Origin of the sequence: Chitinophaga sp. CB10 (assembly GCA_001870995.2) — a bacterium.
Taxonomy (GTDB): domain Bacteria; phylum Bacteroidota; class Bacteroidia; order Chitinophagales; family Chitinophagaceae; genus Chitinophaga.
In genome coordinates, this window is the sequence record MLAV02000002.1 from 15,393 (window position 1) to 31,436 (window position 16,044).

Genomic DNA, 16,044 nt, shown 5'->3' on the forward strand with positions numbered 1-16,044 from the left:
ATCTGCCAGGAGTATATGTTAAAATCCAAATTGAACACCGATCGTATAAGATTTCAGCGGCGGCATTACCACGCCCTGCGTTTCGGGATCAAAGCCTTTGTAGTTGGTGATGGTGAAGAGGTTTTGACCGAGTACGTACACGCTTGCGCTGCTCAGCTTCCACTTCTTCGTGAACGGGGATAAGTCGTACCGCAGGGAAGCGTTCTTCAACCTGATAAAGGAAGCATCGCCCCAGTTGGCGGTAGACAGGCTGTAGTTGCGGTAAGCAGCGGAACCATCTGCCGTGGTGGCGCCGGGTACACTGGAAATATCGCCCGGTTTATGCCAGCGGTCCAGCGCGCGGAGGTCCTGGTTGGCAGGGCCGCCAATCACTACAGTCCCATAGCCATAGTTGAGTCCCGGACCTTCCTGTTTTACGAACGTGAGGAGGAAGTCGAGGCTGAAACCCTTGTATTTAAAAGTATTGGAGAACCCGCCGAAGTAGTCCGGCGCGCGTTTTCCGAGTATCACATAGTCATCGTTCTCTGCCGGCGTTGGCGCGCCGGTTTTGCTGAAAAATTTCGGAACGCCGGTTGCCGGGTCAATGCCGAGGAACTGGTAGCCTTTTACGATCGACAATGGCTCGCCCACCACATAAATGTCTTTATAGGTAGAGGATTCAATACCCGGGAACGACTTGAGTTTATTTTTGTTGATGGACAGATTCAGACCGGTTTCCCAGCTGAAGTTTTTGTTTTTGATGTTGGTAGTATTCACTTCAAACTCCCATCCGCTGTTCATCACGCTGGCAGGCAGGTTGGCGGTGATGGATTCAAAGCCTACCTGCGGCGTCAGCTGGTATGCCACCAGCTGGTTGTCGGATATGTTGTAGTAATAGTTGGTATTGAACATGATCCGGTTATCCAGGAAGCCCAGCTCCAGGCCTACTTCCTTCTTGTGATTTTCCTCCCACCGGTAGCTGCTGTTGGGCAGGCGGGAAGGCGTTAATCCCGGGATGCCGCCGTAAGGGTAAGGCGTGGAACTCCATGCATCCAGGTACTGGTAATCGCTGATATGATCGTTGCCGGAGTTACCGATGCTGGCGCGCAGCTTACCGAAGCTGAGGAAGCCATCTTCATTCACAAACGATTCCTTGCTGAACACCCAGGCAGCGCCTACTGCGCCGAAGTTACCAAAGCGGTATCCGGGGCCGAACCTGGTAGAACCGTCCCGGCGGAAGGACGCGTTCACAATATACTTTCCTTCCCAGTTGTAGTTCACCCTTCCGAAAACAGAGGTATAGCGATAAAAGGCGTAGACGGTCGGGCGCGGTACTACCAGGCCTGCTGCGTGCTGGTCTTCCAGCAGCGCGTCGCTGGAAAAGCCGGTAGCGATCACGGATTTGCCGTTGGTAATCGTTTGCTGGAAGGTGCCACCTGCCAGGACCTGCAGGGTTCCTTTCGCAATGTCTTTCGTATAGTCGAGCTGCGGCTCAATGATATAAGAACTGATATCGGAGTTACCGAAGTACGATTCGCTGCCGGTGGAGGTGAGCGGGTTCAGGCTGGCATCCGGCGTAATGCGCATCTGGTCCATATCCGTACGGGTGTACCCCAGGCTGGCTTTGGCGTTTAAGCCCGGCAGGATGGTATAACGCAGCACGGTATTAGCCAGTAGCATGTTGGTGTTCACCACGGATTTACGCAGCAGGTAGGCCTGCGGGTTTTGCAGGTTGCCCGTCCAATAAAGCTTGCCAACGGAATCGTACAGCGGGTAGTTGGGCGCCAGGTTATAGAAAATGGAGAGGTCCGTAGGTAAGGAATTATCCTTGCCGGATGTATAATTCACCGATGCGTTGATATTGAATTTATTATTCAGACTGCTGTGGTTAATGTTCAACCGGCCTGCAGCCCGCTGGTAGCCGAGGCTGCCGGGCATCACGGTTGTTTCCTTATGATAGGTGCCGCTGAGCAGGTATTGCGTTTGCGCGGTGCCGCCGGATAAGGAGCCCTGCGCTTCCGTGATGCGGGCGGTATGGCCCATGATGAACTTTTGCCAGTCGGTAGTTTTTTGCTGGTCCCAAACGGTGATATCCGGGGCGGATTCGCTCGTGTAGGATTTATTATCATGCGCAAACGCTTCTTTACGCATGGCCACATAGTCCGGCGTGCTGAGCATATCCACGGTATTCACCACTTTTCCTGCGCCCGTATATACGTTGAAGTTAGCCTGCGCTTTGCCGGCTTTTCCTTTTTTGGTAGTGATGAGGATTACGCCGTTACCGCCGCGGGAACCGTAGATGGAGGTAGCATCGGCATCTTTGAGTACGTCAATGCGTTCGATATCCGCCGGGTTGATGGATGCCAGCGGACTTTGATTCCCGTTGGCAGAGGTGAAGGTATTGAGCGGTTCGGAGTAGTAAGGCACCCCGTCGATCACGTAGAGCGGATTGTTGGGCCCGGAGAGGGAACTCTGGCCCCGCAGCACTACATTGAAGTTGGAACCTGGCAGGCCGCTGGAAGAGTTGATAAATACGCCGGAAACCCTGCCCTGCAAGGCGCTGAGCGCATCCAGTACAGGCTGGTTGGCGATGTCGCTCGCTTTGATGCTGGATACGGAACCGGTGTTATTGCGTTTGCTGGTGGTGCCGTAACCAATGACCACGGCTTCATCAAGGGAGGCTGTCTGCGGTTTCAGGACGATATAGAGTTGCTGCTTCAGGTCCACCGGGCGGGTCTGCGTTTCGAACCCGATGTAGGACAGGACCAGCACATCCCCGGCTTTAGCGGGCAATGTAAAGTAGCCGTTCTCGTTAGTGGTTACGCCGTTGAGCGTCCCTTTTATTTTTACGGACACGCCGATCAGCGGGTTGCCCTGCGCGTCTTTTACTACGCCGGTTTGCCGCTCTTCCTGGGGCGGCGTGGCTAATTCCGCCGGCGTGGCAGGGGTGGCCGGCAGTTCTTTTTTCCGGATAAAAATCGTCTTATCCCGGATGGTAAAATCCAGTCCGCGTTCCTGGAACACCGTTGTCAGGAACGTGACCAGCGCGGCGTTTTCCGCTTTGATGGTCACCGGCTTTGCATGACGGAGCAGTTCCCTGTCATAGAAAAAAAGGTAGCCTGTTTGTTGCTTCACGGCGCTGAAAACCTCTTCCAGCGGCGCATTTTTAACGGACACGGTCACCGGTTGGGCAAATGCGGAGGCAGATACCTTCAGGGTCGCCACCAGCATCAGAAAAACTGTCAATCGCATAGTAAGTGCAATTTTGGTTGAGTGAAGTCCGGGCATAGAGAGGACTTTACCATAAAAATTCAATTGCATAGATTTGCATTTGTCTGGTTGAATAATTGGTATTAAGTATTAGCGTGCTTATGTCTGACGATCACCGGATGTTTACCGGGGGTGGGTCCAAGCACCTCCGGTTTTTTTATCCGATGTGACCACAATAGTTGGTTTTTACATCTTGCTGTATTTATTATGGCTCTACAATTATATTTCTTCCTTCGACGCTGAAATGCAGTCCGGTGGCTTGTAAGCCGTCCAGCACGTCCGCAAGTGGCAGACGGCGTTGTATTTCGCCCTGGAACCGTTTTGCCGGGATGTCGCCTTTATACACAATATTCACATCGTACCACCTGGCCAGTTGCCGCATGACGGCAGGGATGTCGGCGTCCTGGAAATAGAAGGCGGATCGTTTCCAGGCGAGTGCGGCGGTAGTATCAGCGCGGCTTACGTTGATCTGGTCGGCAGCGTTGACCATGGCCTGTTGCCCGGGTTTGAGCAGGGCGGCATTGGCGCCGGAGCGCACGCGTACGGCGCCGCTGACCAGCGTTGTTTTGATGCCGGCTTCGTCCGTATAGGCGTTGATGTTAAAATCCGTACCCAGTACATCGATGGTGGTATTACCGGGCGTTTTTACCCGGAAAGGCCACTGCGGGTGTGCGGCCACCTCAAAGTAGGCCTCTCCTGTGATGGTTACTTCTCTATTATTTTGGGAGAAAGATATAGGGTAGGTGATGGCAGAGGCAGCGTTTAGCCAAACATTCGTCCCATCGGGCAGCCGTAATCGGAATTGGCCGCCTCGTGGAGTGGTAAGCGTATTAAACGCCCCTTCGCCGGCAGGCTGCTGCGCGGCGTATTGCAGGCTGCCGTTTTGTAATTGCGCGATGCTGCCCTGTTGGTGCAACGTCTGGTTGGCGGCGCTGTCCAGCGGGATGGTAGAACCATCCGCCAGCGTGAGCGTGGCTTTGGTGGTCCCCGGCAGGATGGCCACGGATGTTACAGCCGGCGCAGGGCTTTGTTTATGGCGTGGCTGCAGGTAAATGCCCACGGCGATCAGCAGGGCGATGGCTGCGGCGGCGCTCCACCAGTACAGGCGGCGGTAGCGGGTGTTGGAGGCAGCGGGATAATGCCGGTCCCGGAAAGTTTCCCAACCGGCATTCGCATCAAAATGGCGGTATTGCTGCAATTTCCCCTGCAAATATCCGGCATTGGTCCACTGCTCAAATAAGGCACGGTTTTCCGGCGCGGCATGTATCCATTCCTGCAGCGCGGCATGTTCCGCTTCCGTTAAAGTATTTTGCTGGTACCCGTATATGAGGTAGGCAATCCGTTGTGAAAAAATATGATCCTCCATGTTCTTAACCCCGTGCGTACGCTACATTTACCATAAAAACAAGAAAACTATATTTTCGATTAAAGGAAAGGACGACTTTTTTTAAATTTTTTTTCCGCGGCAACCGGATTAGTGATAATAGTAATATTTAACCAGCGCGATATAAATGCCCAGCATGGGCAGCATGTTCTTTTTGAGGAGGCTGCTCCGGATCAGTTTCAGCGCCCGCAGCTTTTGGGCCCGGACGGTATTGTAGGAGATTTGCAGCGCGTCGGCGATTTCGTCGTTCTTCTTTCCTTCCAGGTAACTCATTTTGAAAATGCGCTTGCATTGCCCCGGGAGGGCTTCTATCTCATTATATAAATGTGTAATAATTTCGGTTTCCGCTACCAGTGGATCAAAGCCGGCATCGGCATGGCTTTGCAGGTAGGTGAATTCTTTTTCCCGGAGGGTGAGCCGCTCCCTGCTTTTCAGGAAATTGAGGCAGGCGTTTTTGGTAGCGATAAAAAGGAAGGCTTTGATGGCGGAAGCGGATTGAAAATCGGCCCGTTTATGCCAGAGTTTGGAAAAAGATTCCTGCACGAGGTCTTCCGCCTCCTGGGTATCCTGCACGATGCTGTTGGCGAAATAGCAGAGCGCTTTGTAGTGTTGATGGAATAAGAACTGAAATGCGGATTGTTCGCCGGCAGCAAGATTTTTTAATAATACCTGTTCCTGTTGTAGATACTCCCCCATTATCACTGAAAACGCTCCCTTTGGTGAATGGCTTATCAGGATAAAAATAGAGAAAAAAGGTGATTAAAATAGGGGTCTGGGTGGAAATTAGGGGTAATTTTATACCAGTTATGAAAAATCCAAAATGGCATAAAGATGAGATCATCCTGGCGTTAGACCTATACTTTTCGCCAGACCGGGGAAGTATTGATAGCAAGAATCCAAAGATTCATGCTTTAAGTAAAACATTAAACAACCTCCCCCTTTTTGAAGCTAAGCCTGACGAAAATAAATTCCGAAATGTAAATGCTGTTGCGTTGAAATTAGCCAATTTTACGGCTTTTGATGAAAATTATCCTGGCAAAGGGTTAACGCGAGGGTCGAAATTGGATGGGGAACTATTTAATTATTTTAAGTCGAGGCGAAAAGAATTAAAGGACTAGGCACAAGAGATCATAGCACTGGCTTCCGATGAAGAACTCCTAAATAAAATCAAGCTAATAGAGGACGACGACTATGAAACTAAGAGCGTATGGGAAGGGCAGTCGATTTTGAAAGTGCACAAAGCTTATGAGCGCGACAAAAAAATTGTTGAAGCAAAGAAAAAAGAAGTACTCAAAAAGTTGGGTACACTTACATGCGAGGTTTGCGACTTCAATTTCAAAAACACATACGGAGATTGGGGAGATGGTTATATTGAATGCCATCATAAACTGCCACTTGGCAAATTAAAAGTACGAACACTGACTAAGTTAAATGACCTTGCATTAGTATGCGCTAATTGCCATAGGATGCTGCATAGGAGGATAGATGCATTGACAGTGGAGGGCTTGAAGATGCTACTTATCTCAAATAAAAATAAAGGTTAACTTACCAGTTTATCTTTGAATGTCGTAATTGCCAAAAGCATTTCCTGCAAAGGTACCTGCTCAATTAAAGCAAGTTTATTCACCGCTATTTCTACTGCATCTGCATAATAGGCGCAGATGCATCAATTGGAAATACAAGCTGACGATTGGGACATGTAGGATTGGTTAATAAAAATAATCCATCCTCCATGGCTGCCGGCACTTCTTGCCAGCCCCTAAAACGAAAAAAATCTCTAAGATCAGTTGAGGATAATTTAATTTCACCAAAGGTTTCATTTCCGAAAAGAGGGCGCATAACAACAATTTATCCCCCTAAAATAATCCAAAAAACCCTATCTCCCCTCCTGCTTAACAAATCATTAAATCCCGCTCCTCCCCAACCGCTGCCAAACCCTCACCCACACCACCTGCCCATGCACAAACCTATCCTGCACTGCCGTTGCCTGATACTGGTTCGACCATATCACGGATAAAACCGTACTTTTTCCGGTATGCAGGCTGGTACTCATCAGCAGCCGGCTTTGATCAAAGTGATTGTGAACGATGCCACGTCCCGCATTAAACATTATCTCTTCCCCCCACCAAAAGAAAAGAAACGACCCGCGCGCAACTCCACCATACACATATACCTGAAGCGCCAGTTAAACCAGTTGTAATCCGCTGCATGGGCCGATACAGGCGTAAATACCCGCTCCTCCACGCGCAGGCGCTGCTGTACCTGCCATTTATTACGTATATGCGTTACAGTTATTTCCTGGTAAGGCCGGTGTTCTACCTGCCGCAAGCGCGGACTCCGGAGAAAATACCCCACATGCGCAAAACCAGCATGGACAGCTACGCTTTTACTCATTACACGATCCAGGCCTACCCGGGTATAGTAAAAAGTGCCCTTCAGATAGTTGTCGATGAGGCGGGAACCAGCATCAAACAATACCGAATATTTGTCCGTCAACTTCCACTGGGCGCCGTACTCCGTCCATTGCTGGTATTGATGAACCACCTGCCTTTCCTGCGCATGCGAAATGCGCGGGATACTCATTACAATCAGAACATTCATCCTTAATGCCAGTGTGGCAACTGCTTTGAAGAATGGCAGGTGGCCGGGGTTAAACATTACGGTGTAATACGATCCCATACTGCGTTGAGCGCTATGGCATCAAAAAAAGCAATCACTTTGACAATGCGGCCGCCTTTCATCTCCATGAACCAGGCATATGTGTTGTGATACGCCTGGCCATCCGCGGCCGTGGCAGCGCCGTCCCACAGGGCGACGACGGTATTGCCCCCGGCGTACAGCGCACGCACCGTCGGCACGATCTTCTTGCTGAGACGCTGGTTGAGCGGCACGATGGCTTCATCGATGAATTGCCGGCGACTGGTATAGACTTTCGAAATCCGGCTGTTGCCCGTGATGGTCCATTCCACATCGTCCGCCAGCAGGTCGAAGATGACGCCGGCGCCACTGGCCCACTGCTCAAAGGCGGTGGCGATGATTTCCTTATTCCGGCTTTCCATGGTTGTTGCATTTTGCGCATGAGCGGTGGTAAAGCAGGCCAGCCACAAGGCGGCTATCCTGCAGATCTGTAGCCATTTCATGGTTTCCGTTTATGATCAGATAGTATTAGTCCACGCTTTTTCCTGGGTTTCTTTCAGCATATCTTCCACGAACTTCGGCACCAGCTACCGGGTAAAAAAGCAAAACAACCTGCAGCTTACCCTGCAAAAAAATGAAATCGATCTCCAGAATCAACGCCTCAGCAGGCTGGTGGCGGAAAAAGAATGGCTGCTGAAAGAGCTGCACCACCGCGTAAAGAACAACCTGCAGATTGTGATCAGCCTGCTCAATATACAATCGTACTACCTGGAAGATAAAGCGGCCATCCGCGCAATCCGAGATACGCAGCAGCGGGTACACTCCATGTCCCTCATTCACAAAAAGCTCTATCTAAGCGAACAGGTGAACATGATTTACATGCCTGACTATCTCGCCGAGCTGGTGAACGACCTGAAGGAAAGCTTTGGCGTGAGCCACAAGATCCGGTTTGACGTGCAGGTGGAGGAGCTGCTGATGGACGCCACGCAGGCAGTTCCCCTGGGGCTGATCATCAACGAGGCGGTGACCAATTGCGTCAAATACGCCTTTCCGGACAATCAACCCGGCACTGTACTGGTACAAATGAGGAAAACGGGAGGGGATACACTGCGTGTAACCATAGCCGATAATGGGGTTGGCCTGCCGGCAGATGTGAGCGCCGGCTTTGAAAACTCCCTCGGGATGAATATTATCCAGGGGCTGAGCGGGGACCTGGATGGGCGCTGCAAAATTGAAACAGCCTCCGGGACGAGCATTACGGTAGAATTTCCGCATAGCGGCGATACTAAAAAGTCCGGACTGCGCCCGGACTTTCAACAAACAAACAATATTTAGGATCACTACACTTTTCAGGATGGAAGGCCGGCGCTATTCGCCATTCAAACGGTCTTTCTGCTGCTGGCGACCGTCGCGGGTATTTTTCTGTACTGCAATGGCAGCAAACAAACTGAGGACGTACGACATGGCATAGAATCCCTTTTCACTTTTGGTGAGCGTCGCATTCCACAAACCAACCGTCAGCAGTACGATGGCCAGCAGGGTGGAAAACCAGGCCAGGCCGTAGTAGATACTGGTTACAGGAATCCCTTCCAGCTGGTCCCTCACTGATTTTTGCACGGAAACAGCGGCGAACAAACCAAACATAAGTACGGTGAAATAATAGCCTTTTTCATTGAGCGCCATGTCCACATTTGCCAGTCCGATGATGTAAGCGCTTACGCCGGCAATTAAGGATACCCAGGCAGCGGCTACGAAGGCGGCAGAAGGTTGTTGCTGATTTCTTTGTTCCATAGTGGTAATTTTGATGGTACAAAGCTATCAGCAGGTAAGGGCAAATCTTTTGACTTTAGTCAAAAAGCGGTTTAGTAAATGTTAAAGGCGGCTGCGCACCCTGCTCAGCGTTTCCTGGGAAATCCCCAGGTAGGAAGCAATATACCCCAAAGGCACTTTCTCAATGATATGCGGCGATTCGGCCAGCAGCTGCTCATAGCGCTCTGTAGCCGTTTTGAAATGCGCGTTTACAAAGCGTTCCTCCAAACGGATATAATACCGCTCGTACGACATTCGTACCAGCCTTTCCATATCGTGATGCTTATTCATCAGCGCCGTGAGCGCCTCCTTCGTGATGGCCCAGAGGACCGTCCCATCCATCAGCTGGATATTTTCCACTGCCGGCTGCCCGGTGATAAAGCTGTGGAAGGATGTTACAAAGTCGCTCTCAAACCCGAACCAGTGCGTCACCTCCTTCCCATCCTGGTTGTAGAAGCCGCGCAAGCTACCTGTTTCAATAAAATACAGGTGCCTGCATACTCTTCCTTCTGTAATCAGTAATTCGTTTTTTGGCAGTACCATGCGGGTGAGGCTGGCCTCCAAATCATTGCGCGCTTCCTCCCCGATCTGGTGGATTTTAGTCAGCTGCGCCAGTAAGCTTTCCATATTTATTTCCAGAGGTGCTTGAATTTATCAATGTATTCATCCGCTGTGGCCACGCCGGCATCCTTTGCCAGGTACAGGCGCCGCTTCACTTCCGCTGGATCAAAGTAAGGATCTGCGGTGTGGAGGATGGCAATATCCACATGCACATCCGGCAGGGCGGCCACTGCTTCCTGGTATAGCTCCATCGCCTTTTCAGGGTCTCGCTTCACACCGGTACCATCCGTATAAAAGCAGCCCAGCCGCCACTTGGCGAAGGTATCCCCTTTTTTGGCGGCCTGTTTATAATACTTCACGGCGTTCTTATAATCTTTCTTCACTTCATAGATGTTCCCGATGTTGCAGGCCACATCATCGTCCCCATTGTCCAGGGCCGTTTGGTATAGTTCCAGGGCCCGCTCATGGTCCTGCATACCGTATTCCGCGTAGTAACAGAGGTCCGCCAGGGCTACTGCGGCGTTCTCGTTGCCCTGATCGATGGCGCGCCGGTACCAGTATTCCGCCTGCTTATAGTCCGCCTCTACGCCGCGGCCATGCTGGTACATGAGGCCTGCGTTTTTCATGGCGTAGCGCTCTCCCAGCTCCGCCGCTTTTTTGTACAGGGCGGCAGCCTTTTCCAGGTTCGTATAGCCGTCAACGTGTTCATATAGATAGCCCAGGTTGGTGATGGCTTCGAAGCAATGCAGGGATGCGGCCAGTTCAAAATGCCGGATGGCATCGTCGTATCGGCCTTCGTCCAGCGCGGCGTTGCCCAGCTCGTACTCCCCGAGGGCTTGTTCCGCCGCGGGTAATGCTTTGCGCAAGGCCTTCAGCTGCTCTTTGGTAAAAAAGCCTTCCGGATAAACGGACATTTCGTCCACTATCTCCTGGGCGGACAATGGCCGGGCGCTCCCATCTCCCTGGATTAAAAAAATATCATGGCCTTTAAAAGCGATAGCGGTACCATAGGTCAGGCAGTTTTCCTTCCCGTTGATGGAATCGTAGCTGGCAGGCGTGAGGACCTTCCCGGTATAATCCATCATGCCCCAGGCGCCCTCCTTCGTTTTATAACCTACATAATTATCTTTCAGGAAGAGGAAATCCTTGTACTGCGGCGTGGCCACCCAGCCGGAAGTAGCTGCCACGGCAAATAAGCCGGCACTGCCCTGCTGCTGCACCACTGCCAGCCGCTCCCCGTTTTCCCCGGGGTTGGCGCGCAGCGCATACACATTGTCCGATTCTGCCGGCAGCAGCCACCCCTGCTCTGCGTGGAATAAACCGCTGCCTTTCGGCGTTTGCACGATGAAGGCATCCAGCAGGTAATCGTACCGGATGGTTTGTTCCGCAAAGGGAATCAGCTGTTCGCCCGCGGTGCTGAGCAGCCCCATTTCCTTTTTCAGGGTAATGAGGTAGCAGCCCGCCGCCGTTTCTATATTATCGGTGAGCCCTTTCAGGAGGAAGTGGAAAGTATCGGAATAATACCAGATCTCTTTTTCCGCTTTGAAGAAAAAGTAAATCAGCCCACTGTCGTCAATACCAACGTCTTCGGCTATCTGAAACGGTAGCAGCAGGGTTTCCTGTTCGCCCATCAGCGCCCATTCGCCCCCCTTTTTAACGGCGAACACGCCGTATTTGAGGACGTGCACATCATCGTACACCGCCGGGATGACGGCGTTGCCATGTTCGTCAATAATGCCTGCTTTGCCGGCCAGCACGATGTGACTGAAGCCCGATGAAAAATCGAACGCATCATCGTATTGGCAGGGTATTACCAGCTCCCCCGCCCGGTTGACATACCCGTATTTACCCGACTGATGTAATACCAGGCACAGTTCCTCGCCGATGGGGTATTCAAATATCTCTGTAAACTCGGCCGGCAGCACGATGTTGTCCTCCTCGTCCCGGAGGCCGTGCAGGCCATTGTCGACGAATACTTCCAGGCCGGTATAATCCCCCATTACGGCGGATTCTATCACCGCCCATCCGTAGTTAAACACTTCATCGTTGATCAATTGCTTAAACGCCATGCGATAGCCGCTGGCTGCATTCGGCGGCCATTCATCCAACAGCGCCGGGTTATCCGCTTCAATGGCTTTCCGTATAAGGGTGTTCGTTTGTTCGATAAGTAATTTCAGGTCCTCCGCCTGTGCAGTATGGTTGCCTTCCGCGCCATCGTCGGCCATGTTGAACACATCCCATGCATCCAGGTGGAACCAGGGGTGTACTACCTTATTTTCAAAGAAGCGCAGCAGTTTTTTCTTCGCGTTCTCAAAAGCGTCCTTGTTATCTATCAGCGTATCGGCGTGCTTTTCGAGGAAGGCATAGAAGTCCAGGAAGGCCTGCTTTCCCGGCGCCGCAGGGGCGTACAAGCCGCCTTCCGTGCCGTTGTACACCGGCGGGGCGATGCTGATACCGCCGGCAAACAGCGGATAGCAAAACGGGGGCAGTTCATAACCCCACTCCATCATCATCAGCGCTGCATCATCATTTTGACCGTATGCGGCCAGTAATGGCAATTCAGATGTAGCCGCTACTGCCTGTTCAGGGACCTGTGTGAGGTTGTACAGATATAATCTATGCGACATATTATTCGTTTTGGGTTTGATCAGATATGGGCAACAATGATACTAAAAAACACAACAGCCGCTCTCAGGGCTGTTGTGCGGGTATGTTATACAATAAATCCCTGTTAATAATTTACTCCTTCTCTTTGCCTGCGTTTCAGTTCCCGCCTGCTGGCCGCTCCACCGAGGTAAAAAATGACGGCCATGCCTCCAAAAAATGCCGCAATTCCATACAGCTGCTTATCCTCTGTAGTGAATCCGCCCAACAGCATCAGTGCTGCCACTAAGCCTGCAATAAAGCTGAGGATGATGAACGCGATGGAGGCAAATTTATGCTGGCCTTTACCGGCGCTCTTCCAGGCGCTGCTCCTACCGGGATAATCCGTATAAGTATAGCTCGTTGAGTTGTAGGTATAGTTGACCACCTGCGGCTGGTGCGGCTCCCTGTAATTGGGATTGCCAACAGTAAATTGCGATCCGCAATACTGGCAAGCTACCGTCGTTTCCCGGTAATCGCTGGGGCCAGCGGCGTTGGTGAATATCGTTGCGCCGCATCCGGGGCATTTATGTTGTTGCATAGTCGGATAATCCACATTTAATAGTACACGAAATTAGGTATTTAGGCCAGCTTCTCAGGAAAGATTCTCCTTCACCTTTTCAAGTAGCGTAATAAGCTGCGCTTGTTCTATCGGGGAAAGACCTTTTGCGGTAATGCTTTCCATTTTCCGCCAGGAGTCGGCCACCTGCTGATGCGCCGCCTTTCCCTTTTTGGTCAGGTGCACCCTGGAAATGCGCTTGTCGTTTTCGTCCTTCACTTTGGTGATCATGCCTGCATTCACCATCCGGTCGATCATGGCAGCGATGGTCCCCTGCTGAATGCCCATTTTTTCCACCAGGGCGGAAACTGTCTGCCCGTCTTCCAGGTCCAGGTAGTACAGTAATATATCCTGCCCTGCGTGAATCCCTGCGCCTGATAATAATTCGTTACTCTTGTTTCGTCTGATCTTACAGATATCTACCAATAATCCGTTGATTGAGCTGTTCGGTTTTCCTGATTTCATGGCGCAAAGGTAATAATATTATCAGCTTAGCCGGCTAAGCATAAAATTAGTACATTTGACCTAAACTTTTAGTACATTTGCACTAAACTATTTGCTATGTATTCAGAGCAGGAAGAAAAGGAACAGCAGGAAACCATCTGGCAGCGCCTGCGCGCAATGGCCTTCCCCGTCCATGCCGGTGATGGCGCGGCAAAGCGGGCCGTTAAGAACAGCGCGTTTTTCCTTACGGCGCTGATGGTGGGTTTGGTAACGCTGGCGTTATCGGCGGCTATTATGTTTGTATTGTAACGGGGTATTACACGATCAACCTGGCAGTATTGTAACGGGGTATTACATGATCAACCTGGCGCCATGAAACAACTATTCGATCCGCTTTTTATCACCTATGGCCTCATATGGCTGGCCGTGCATTATTGCAGGCGTGCGGGAATATACCTGCCTGTTATTAACGGGCAGCTGACGGACTTCATCGCCGTACCGGCCATTGCGCACCTCACGCTCACGGTTACACGCCTGTACATCCTCCGGCAGCCGGCATACCGGTATCCGCTGGGCTACCTGCTCTTTATAGCCGTTTACACTACTTTATTGTTTGAAATAATTATGCCGGGCATATCCGGGAGATATACAGCCGATCTGCTGGATGCCGCAGCCTACCTGGGCGGGGCGCTCTTTTATTTCTTCGTGCATCAGCGCCTGCGCGTCACCGGGTAGGTTAAGCAGATACATTCCTCCACCACGTATTCCCCTGGTTTTCAGGTTGCAGCTTTTCCTGCCGTACGTAAGGCGCCAGGTACGCGGAGAGGTTCAATACAATCAGCAGGGCCGAGAAGAAGAACAGCCCCATAAACATCGCGATGAACAGGTGCAGGGCTACAATGCCCGCCAGCCAATACCTGCGGGTATAGCGATTATTCATTCCTATCATATATCCCATTTCCAGCAGCACCGTCAGCCATCCGGATACAACGAAGAAAGGCGTATTGGCAAGGAAGTCGAGGCTAAACAGGCTGTAATAATTGTGGCTGTGCAGCGCTTTCCACAGCGCTTCCCCATTGCGCCAGGTGGGGCCTATCACTTTATCAAACCCTGAAAAGAAGTACGCGATGCTCAAATGCGCCTTCAGCAAAAACAGGAACGCGCCGGCCTCCGGCACGCCCGCCCGCCGCCGCCAGCGGTTATCCAGGGAATAGGCGCGCCCCACTGGAAACAGGCAGCAATAAAAAAGCGCGAAGGTAGTATAGCCATCCACCCCGTATTCATACAGGTGGATGGATTTGATCAGTAACAACTGCAGCAGCAAAGCGATGATAGCATTGAGCCGTGTGAGCAGGCCGAGCAACAAACCTGCCAGGCTAACGGGGTAGGCTATACGGCATATCCACAGCAGGGATTCATAGCTGATACCGGCATGATGCTGCGCCAGCCACTCCTGCAGCCGCACGAGGGTAAAGCTCACCTGGTCCGTGGAAAGGTCCATGATATCCGGATAAATGTAGCCGGAGTAGCTGTACAGGTCAGCGAAATCAGGTTGAATAACGAGGAAATGCAGCAGCGCAATGCCTGCTACGTTTACGCGGAAGAAAAACAACCAGGCCGCGTGGTTAATGCCTGCTGAGTTGTTCATATACGTTCAGGCTGTAGTTGACAGAAATGAGTTTTACCTGCGAATATTCCGGGGTGGCGCCATGCCGCACTGCGCTCAGCATAGGGAAATCCAGCATGTTATAACTGATGGCAATGCCGGTATCCATGCAATGATGCCGCTGGAACAAGGTAACGGCGATGTTTTTCAGCACCAGGTCGTTATAGTTGCTCAGCATTTCCGTATGAGCGCCGGGTTTGATGAAATCATCCGTCAGGCTGTTGCCCATGGAAAAAAAGCGCAGCGAAGTTTCAAAGGAATGGAAGTCCGGCGTAATGGCGGTACCGTTGCACTCCCCTATGAGCATACCGTTGGAACGTACGTTGATGCCAAAAAATCCGTAACCGGTTTCCGCGCCGGTGTACCTGCCGTACACCTGCAACGCAGGCTTATTGAGCCAGGCCTCCAGGCCCCGCGCCCAGGCGGCGCTGCGTGGTTGTTTGTTAAAATCCCGGTAGGAGTCGTACACCGAAACGGAGTTCACCACGGTGATATACAGGAGGTGCAGTACGATCCAGCCATAGAGCAGCCACTTCCCAAAACCATGAATGGCTGAAGCTTTGCGCTTCAGCCATCCTTTTCCATCATTATCTGCCTGGCGCCACTGCATACTTCTGCATAATTTCGTTTGCACGAATTGCTTCCTGAGGCAGTTGCTTCAGCTGTTTCCAGAAAATGAATTTGGTGGATACCCAGTCCTTGTAAATGGAGTTGTCCAGGATGCCACCCATTGCTTTCGTACGCGGATCGTTTGAAGCAATGGTGATTTCGTTGCGGGTGAAATCCTTAATACCATACTTTTCCATTACGAGGCGTTTGATCTCTTCCTGCTCAGCAGGAGGAACATTTTTTACCGCCGTCCTGGAAACGGTGTACAGGTTTTTACTGGTACGCTGGATACCGATGTTTCTGGCCTGACGATCCTGCATGGTGAAGGCAAATAATAAGAACATTGGGGCGCTTAATGTTAACCACATTAGCTTTTTCATAACATACAAATTTGGGGTTCTTTTCCTACTCTAGTTCGGCCTTTTCGGATTCCTGCCGTGAATTATCGAACTAAAATTACAACTTTTCTGAAAAATTACAATT

General features: G+C 51.3%; 19 protein-coding genes. 5 read left to right on the forward strand and 14 right to left on the reverse strand.

Going from position 1 to position 16,044, the window contains the following annotated elements; all coding sequences use genetic code 11:
* Nucleotides 1-18: 18 nt before the first annotated feature.
* The 3 genes from BOC67_RS03345 to BOC67_RS03355 form a co-directional block, all read right to left on the reverse strand.
* Nucleotides 19-3,231, reverse strand: coding sequence for a TonB-dependent receptor (locus BOC67_RS03345; RefSeq protein WP_291907249.1), 3,213 nt, complete (start codon nt 3,229-3,231; stop codon nt 19-21).
* Nucleotides 3,232-3,454: 223 nt separating this feature from the next.
* Nucleotides 3,455-4,615: a FecR family protein gene (locus BOC67_RS03350; RefSeq protein ID WP_291907251.1), complete on the reverse strand. Its 1,161-nt coding sequence runs from the start codon at nt 4,613-4,615 to the stop codon at nt 3,455-3,457.
* 108 nt (nt 4,616-4,723) lie between these two features.
* A complete protein-coding gene (locus BOC67_RS03355) occupies nt 4,724-5,329 on the reverse strand; it encodes an RNA polymerase sigma-70 factor (RefSeq protein ID WP_291907252.1) in 606 nt (201 codons plus the stop codon).
* 110 nt (nt 5,330-5,439) lie between these two features.
* Here BOC67_RS03355 and BOC67_RS03360 point away from each other — a divergent pair, with 110 nt between their 5' ends.
* Complete coding sequence (locus BOC67_RS03360; protein WP_291907254.1) at nt 5,440-5,751, forward strand: restriction endonuclease; 312 nt, start codon at nt 5,440-5,442, stop codon at nt 5,749-5,751.
* Between the two features lie 114 nt (nt 5,752-5,865).
* The gene (locus tag BOC67_RS25370; protein ID WP_367115524.1) at nt 5,866-6,177 is read left to right on the forward strand and encodes an HNH endonuclease; all 312 of its coding nucleotides are present in this window, start codon (nt 5,866-5,868) and stop codon (nt 6,175-6,177) included.
* A gap of 91 nt (nt 6,178-6,268) precedes the next feature.
* On the opposite strand, the gene BOC67_RS03365 is transcribed toward BOC67_RS25370, so the two are convergent.
* The 3 genes from BOC67_RS03365 to BOC67_RS03375 all read right to left on the reverse strand — a co-directional run bounded on the left by BOC67_RS03365 (nt 6,269) and on the right by BOC67_RS03375 (nt 7,773).
* Nucleotides 6,269-6,472 (reverse strand): hypothetical protein, encoded by a 204-nt coding sequence (locus BOC67_RS03365; protein WP_291907256.1) that lies wholly within the window; start codon nt 6,470-6,472, stop codon nt 6,269-6,271.
* A 270-nt stretch (nt 6,473-6,742) separates the two neighbouring features.
* Nucleotides 6,743-7,312, reverse strand: a complete 570-nt coding sequence (locus BOC67_RS03370; RefSeq protein ID WP_291907257.1) for a DUF2490 domain-containing protein — start codon at nt 7,310-7,312, stop codon at nt 6,743-6,745.
* The gene (locus tag BOC67_RS03375) at nt 7,291-7,773 is read right to left on the reverse strand and encodes a nuclear transport factor 2 family protein (protein WP_291907259.1); all 483 of its coding nucleotides are present in this window, start codon (nt 7,771-7,773) and stop codon (nt 7,291-7,293) included. The genes BOC67_RS03370 and BOC67_RS03375 overlap by 22 nt, the downstream gene beginning before the upstream one ends.
* Between BOC67_RS03375 and BOC67_RS03380 the strand changes: the two genes are divergently transcribed.
* Nucleotides 7,772-8,605, forward strand: a complete 834-nt coding sequence (locus BOC67_RS03380; RefSeq protein ID WP_291907261.1) for a sensor histidine kinase — start codon at nt 7,772-7,774, stop codon at nt 8,603-8,605. The two genes, BOC67_RS03375 and BOC67_RS03380, sit on opposite strands and share 2 nt — an antisense overlap.
* 33 nt (nt 8,606-8,638) lie before the next feature.
* Here the strand turns inward: BOC67_RS03380 and yiaA are convergent, their stop codons facing one another.
* From yiaA to BOC67_RS03405, 5 genes are all read right to left on the reverse strand, one after another.
* On the reverse strand, nt 8,639-9,061 hold the full coding sequence (gene yiaA, locus BOC67_RS03385; protein ID WP_291907263.1) for an inner membrane protein YiaA: 423 nt from the start codon (nt 9,059-9,061) through the stop codon (nt 8,639-8,641).
* 81 nt (nt 9,062-9,142) lie between these two features.
* The gene (locus tag BOC67_RS03390; RefSeq protein ID WP_291907264.1) at nt 9,143-9,706 is read right to left on the reverse strand and encodes a Crp/Fnr family transcriptional regulator; all 564 of its coding nucleotides are present in this window, start codon (nt 9,704-9,706) and stop codon (nt 9,143-9,145) included.
* Between the two features lie 2 nt (nt 9,707-9,708).
* The gene (locus BOC67_RS03395; protein WP_291907266.1) at nt 9,709-12,267 is read right to left on the reverse strand and encodes an SEL1-like repeat protein; all 2,559 of its coding nucleotides are present in this window, start codon (nt 12,265-12,267) and stop codon (nt 9,709-9,711) included.
* Between the two features lie 104 nt (nt 12,268-12,371).
* Nucleotides 12,372-12,824: a hypothetical protein gene (locus BOC67_RS03400; protein ID WP_291907269.1), complete on the reverse strand. Its 453-nt coding sequence runs from the start codon at nt 12,822-12,824 to the stop codon at nt 12,372-12,374.
* A 54-nt stretch (nt 12,825-12,878) separates the two neighbouring features.
* Nucleotides 12,879-13,307, reverse strand: a complete 429-nt coding sequence (locus BOC67_RS03405; protein WP_291907272.1) for a MarR family winged helix-turn-helix transcriptional regulator — start codon at nt 13,305-13,307, stop codon at nt 12,879-12,881.
* A gap of 96 nt (nt 13,308-13,403) precedes the next feature.
* Here BOC67_RS03405 and BOC67_RS03410 point away from each other — a divergent pair, with 96 nt between their 5' ends.
* Together BOC67_RS03410 and BOC67_RS03415 are read left to right on the forward strand one after the other, a co-directional pair.
* A complete protein-coding gene (locus tag BOC67_RS03410; protein ID WP_291907274.1) occupies nt 13,404-13,595 on the forward strand; it encodes a hypothetical protein in 192 nt (63 codons plus the stop codon).
* A gap of 63 nt (nt 13,596-13,658) precedes the next feature.
* The gene (locus BOC67_RS03415; protein ID WP_291907276.1) at nt 13,659-14,021 is read left to right on the forward strand and encodes a hypothetical protein; all 363 of its coding nucleotides are present in this window, start codon (nt 13,659-13,661) and stop codon (nt 14,019-14,021) included.
* Between the two features lies 1 nt (nt 14,022).
* Here the strand turns inward: BOC67_RS03415 and BOC67_RS03420 are convergent, their stop codons facing one another.
* Genes BOC67_RS03420 through BOC67_RS03430 form a run of 3 tightly spaced genes read right to left on the reverse strand, consistent with a single transcriptional unit; the run spans nt 14,023 to nt 15,941 of the window.
* Nucleotides 14,023-14,934 carry a hypothetical protein gene (locus tag BOC67_RS03420; RefSeq protein WP_291907279.1) on the reverse strand — a complete coding sequence of 304 codons (912 nt, stop codon included), beginning with the start codon at nt 14,932-14,934 and terminating at the stop codon, nt 14,023-14,025.
* A complete protein-coding gene (locus tag BOC67_RS03425) occupies nt 14,912-15,562 on the reverse strand; it encodes a hypothetical protein (RefSeq protein ID WP_291907281.1) in 651 nt (216 codons plus the stop codon). The genes BOC67_RS03420 and BOC67_RS03425 overlap by 23 nt, the downstream gene beginning before the upstream one ends.
* Nucleotides 15,540-15,941, reverse strand: a complete 402-nt coding sequence (locus BOC67_RS03430) for a hypothetical protein (RefSeq protein ID WP_291907283.1) — start codon at nt 15,939-15,941, stop codon at nt 15,540-15,542. The genes BOC67_RS03425 and BOC67_RS03430 overlap by 23 nt, the downstream gene beginning before the upstream one ends.
* Between the last annotated feature and the right edge of the window lie 103 nt (nt 15,942-16,044).

What these genes read in the sequence shown, in the direction of transcription:
- BOC67_RS03380 (WP_291907261.1), top strand. Translation starts at nt 7,772, where the DNA reads ATGGTTTCCGTTTATGATCAGATAGTATTAGTCCACGCTTTTTCCTGG.
- BOC67_RS03365 (WP_291907256.1), bottom strand. Translation starts at nt 6,472, where the DNA reads ATGCGCCCTCTTTTCGGAAATGAAACCTTTGGTGAAATTAAATTATCC.
- BOC67_RS03355 (WP_291907252.1), bottom strand. Translation starts at nt 5,329, where the DNA reads ATGGGGGAGTATCTACAACAGGAACAGGTATTATTAAAAAATCTTGCT.
- BOC67_RS03375 (WP_291907259.1), bottom strand. Translation starts at nt 7,773, where the DNA reads ATGAAATGGCTACAGATCTGCAGGATAGCCGCCTTGTGGCTGGCCTGC.
- BOC67_RS03420 (WP_291907279.1), bottom strand. Translation starts at nt 14,934, where the DNA reads ATGAACAACTCAGCAGGCATTAACCACGCGGCCTGGTTGTTTTTCTTC.
- BOC67_RS03350 (WP_291907251.1), bottom strand. Translation starts at nt 4,615, where the DNA reads ATGGAGGATCATATTTTTTCACAACGGATTGCCTACCTCATATACGGG.
- BOC67_RS03390 (WP_291907264.1), bottom strand. Translation starts at nt 9,706, where the DNA reads ATGGAAAGCTTACTGGCGCAGCTGACTAAAATCCACCAGATCGGGGAG.
- BOC67_RS03395 (WP_291907266.1), bottom strand. Translation starts at nt 12,267, where the DNA reads ATGTCGCATAGATTATATCTGTACAACCTCACACAGGTCCCTGAACAG.
- BOC67_RS03405 (WP_291907272.1), bottom strand. Translation starts at nt 13,307, where the DNA reads ATGAAATCAGGAAAACCGAACAGCTCAATCAACGGATTATTGGTAGAT.
- BOC67_RS03360 (WP_291907254.1), top strand. Translation starts at nt 5,440, where the DNA reads ATGAAAAATCCAAAATGGCATAAAGATGAGATCATCCTGGCGTTAGAC.
- BOC67_RS03400 (WP_291907269.1), bottom strand. Translation starts at nt 12,824, where the DNA reads ATGCAACAACATAAATGCCCCGGATGCGGCGCAACGATATTCACCAAC.
- BOC67_RS03345 (WP_291907249.1), bottom strand. Translation starts at nt 3,231, where the DNA reads ATGCGATTGACAGTTTTTCTGATGCTGGTGGCGACCCTGAAGGTATCT.
- BOC67_RS03430 (WP_291907283.1), bottom strand. Translation starts at nt 15,941, where the DNA reads ATGAAAAAGCTAATGTGGTTAACATTAAGCGCCCCAATGTTCTTATTA.
- BOC67_RS03410 (WP_291907274.1), top strand. Translation starts at nt 13,404, where the DNA reads ATGTATTCAGAGCAGGAAGAAAAGGAACAGCAGGAAACCATCTGGCAG.
- yiaA (WP_291907263.1), bottom strand. Translation starts at nt 9,061, where the DNA reads ATGGAACAAAGAAATCAGCAACAACCTTCTGCCGCCTTCGTAGCCGCT.
- BOC67_RS03370 (WP_291907257.1), bottom strand. Translation starts at nt 7,312, where the DNA reads ATGGGATCGTATTACACCGTAATGTTTAACCCCGGCCACCTGCCATTC.
- BOC67_RS03415 (WP_291907276.1), top strand. Translation starts at nt 13,659, where the DNA reads ATGAAACAACTATTCGATCCGCTTTTTATCACCTATGGCCTCATATGG.
- BOC67_RS03425 (WP_291907281.1), bottom strand. Translation starts at nt 15,562, where the DNA reads ATGCAGTGGCGCCAGGCAGATAATGATGGAAAAGGATGGCTGAAGCGC.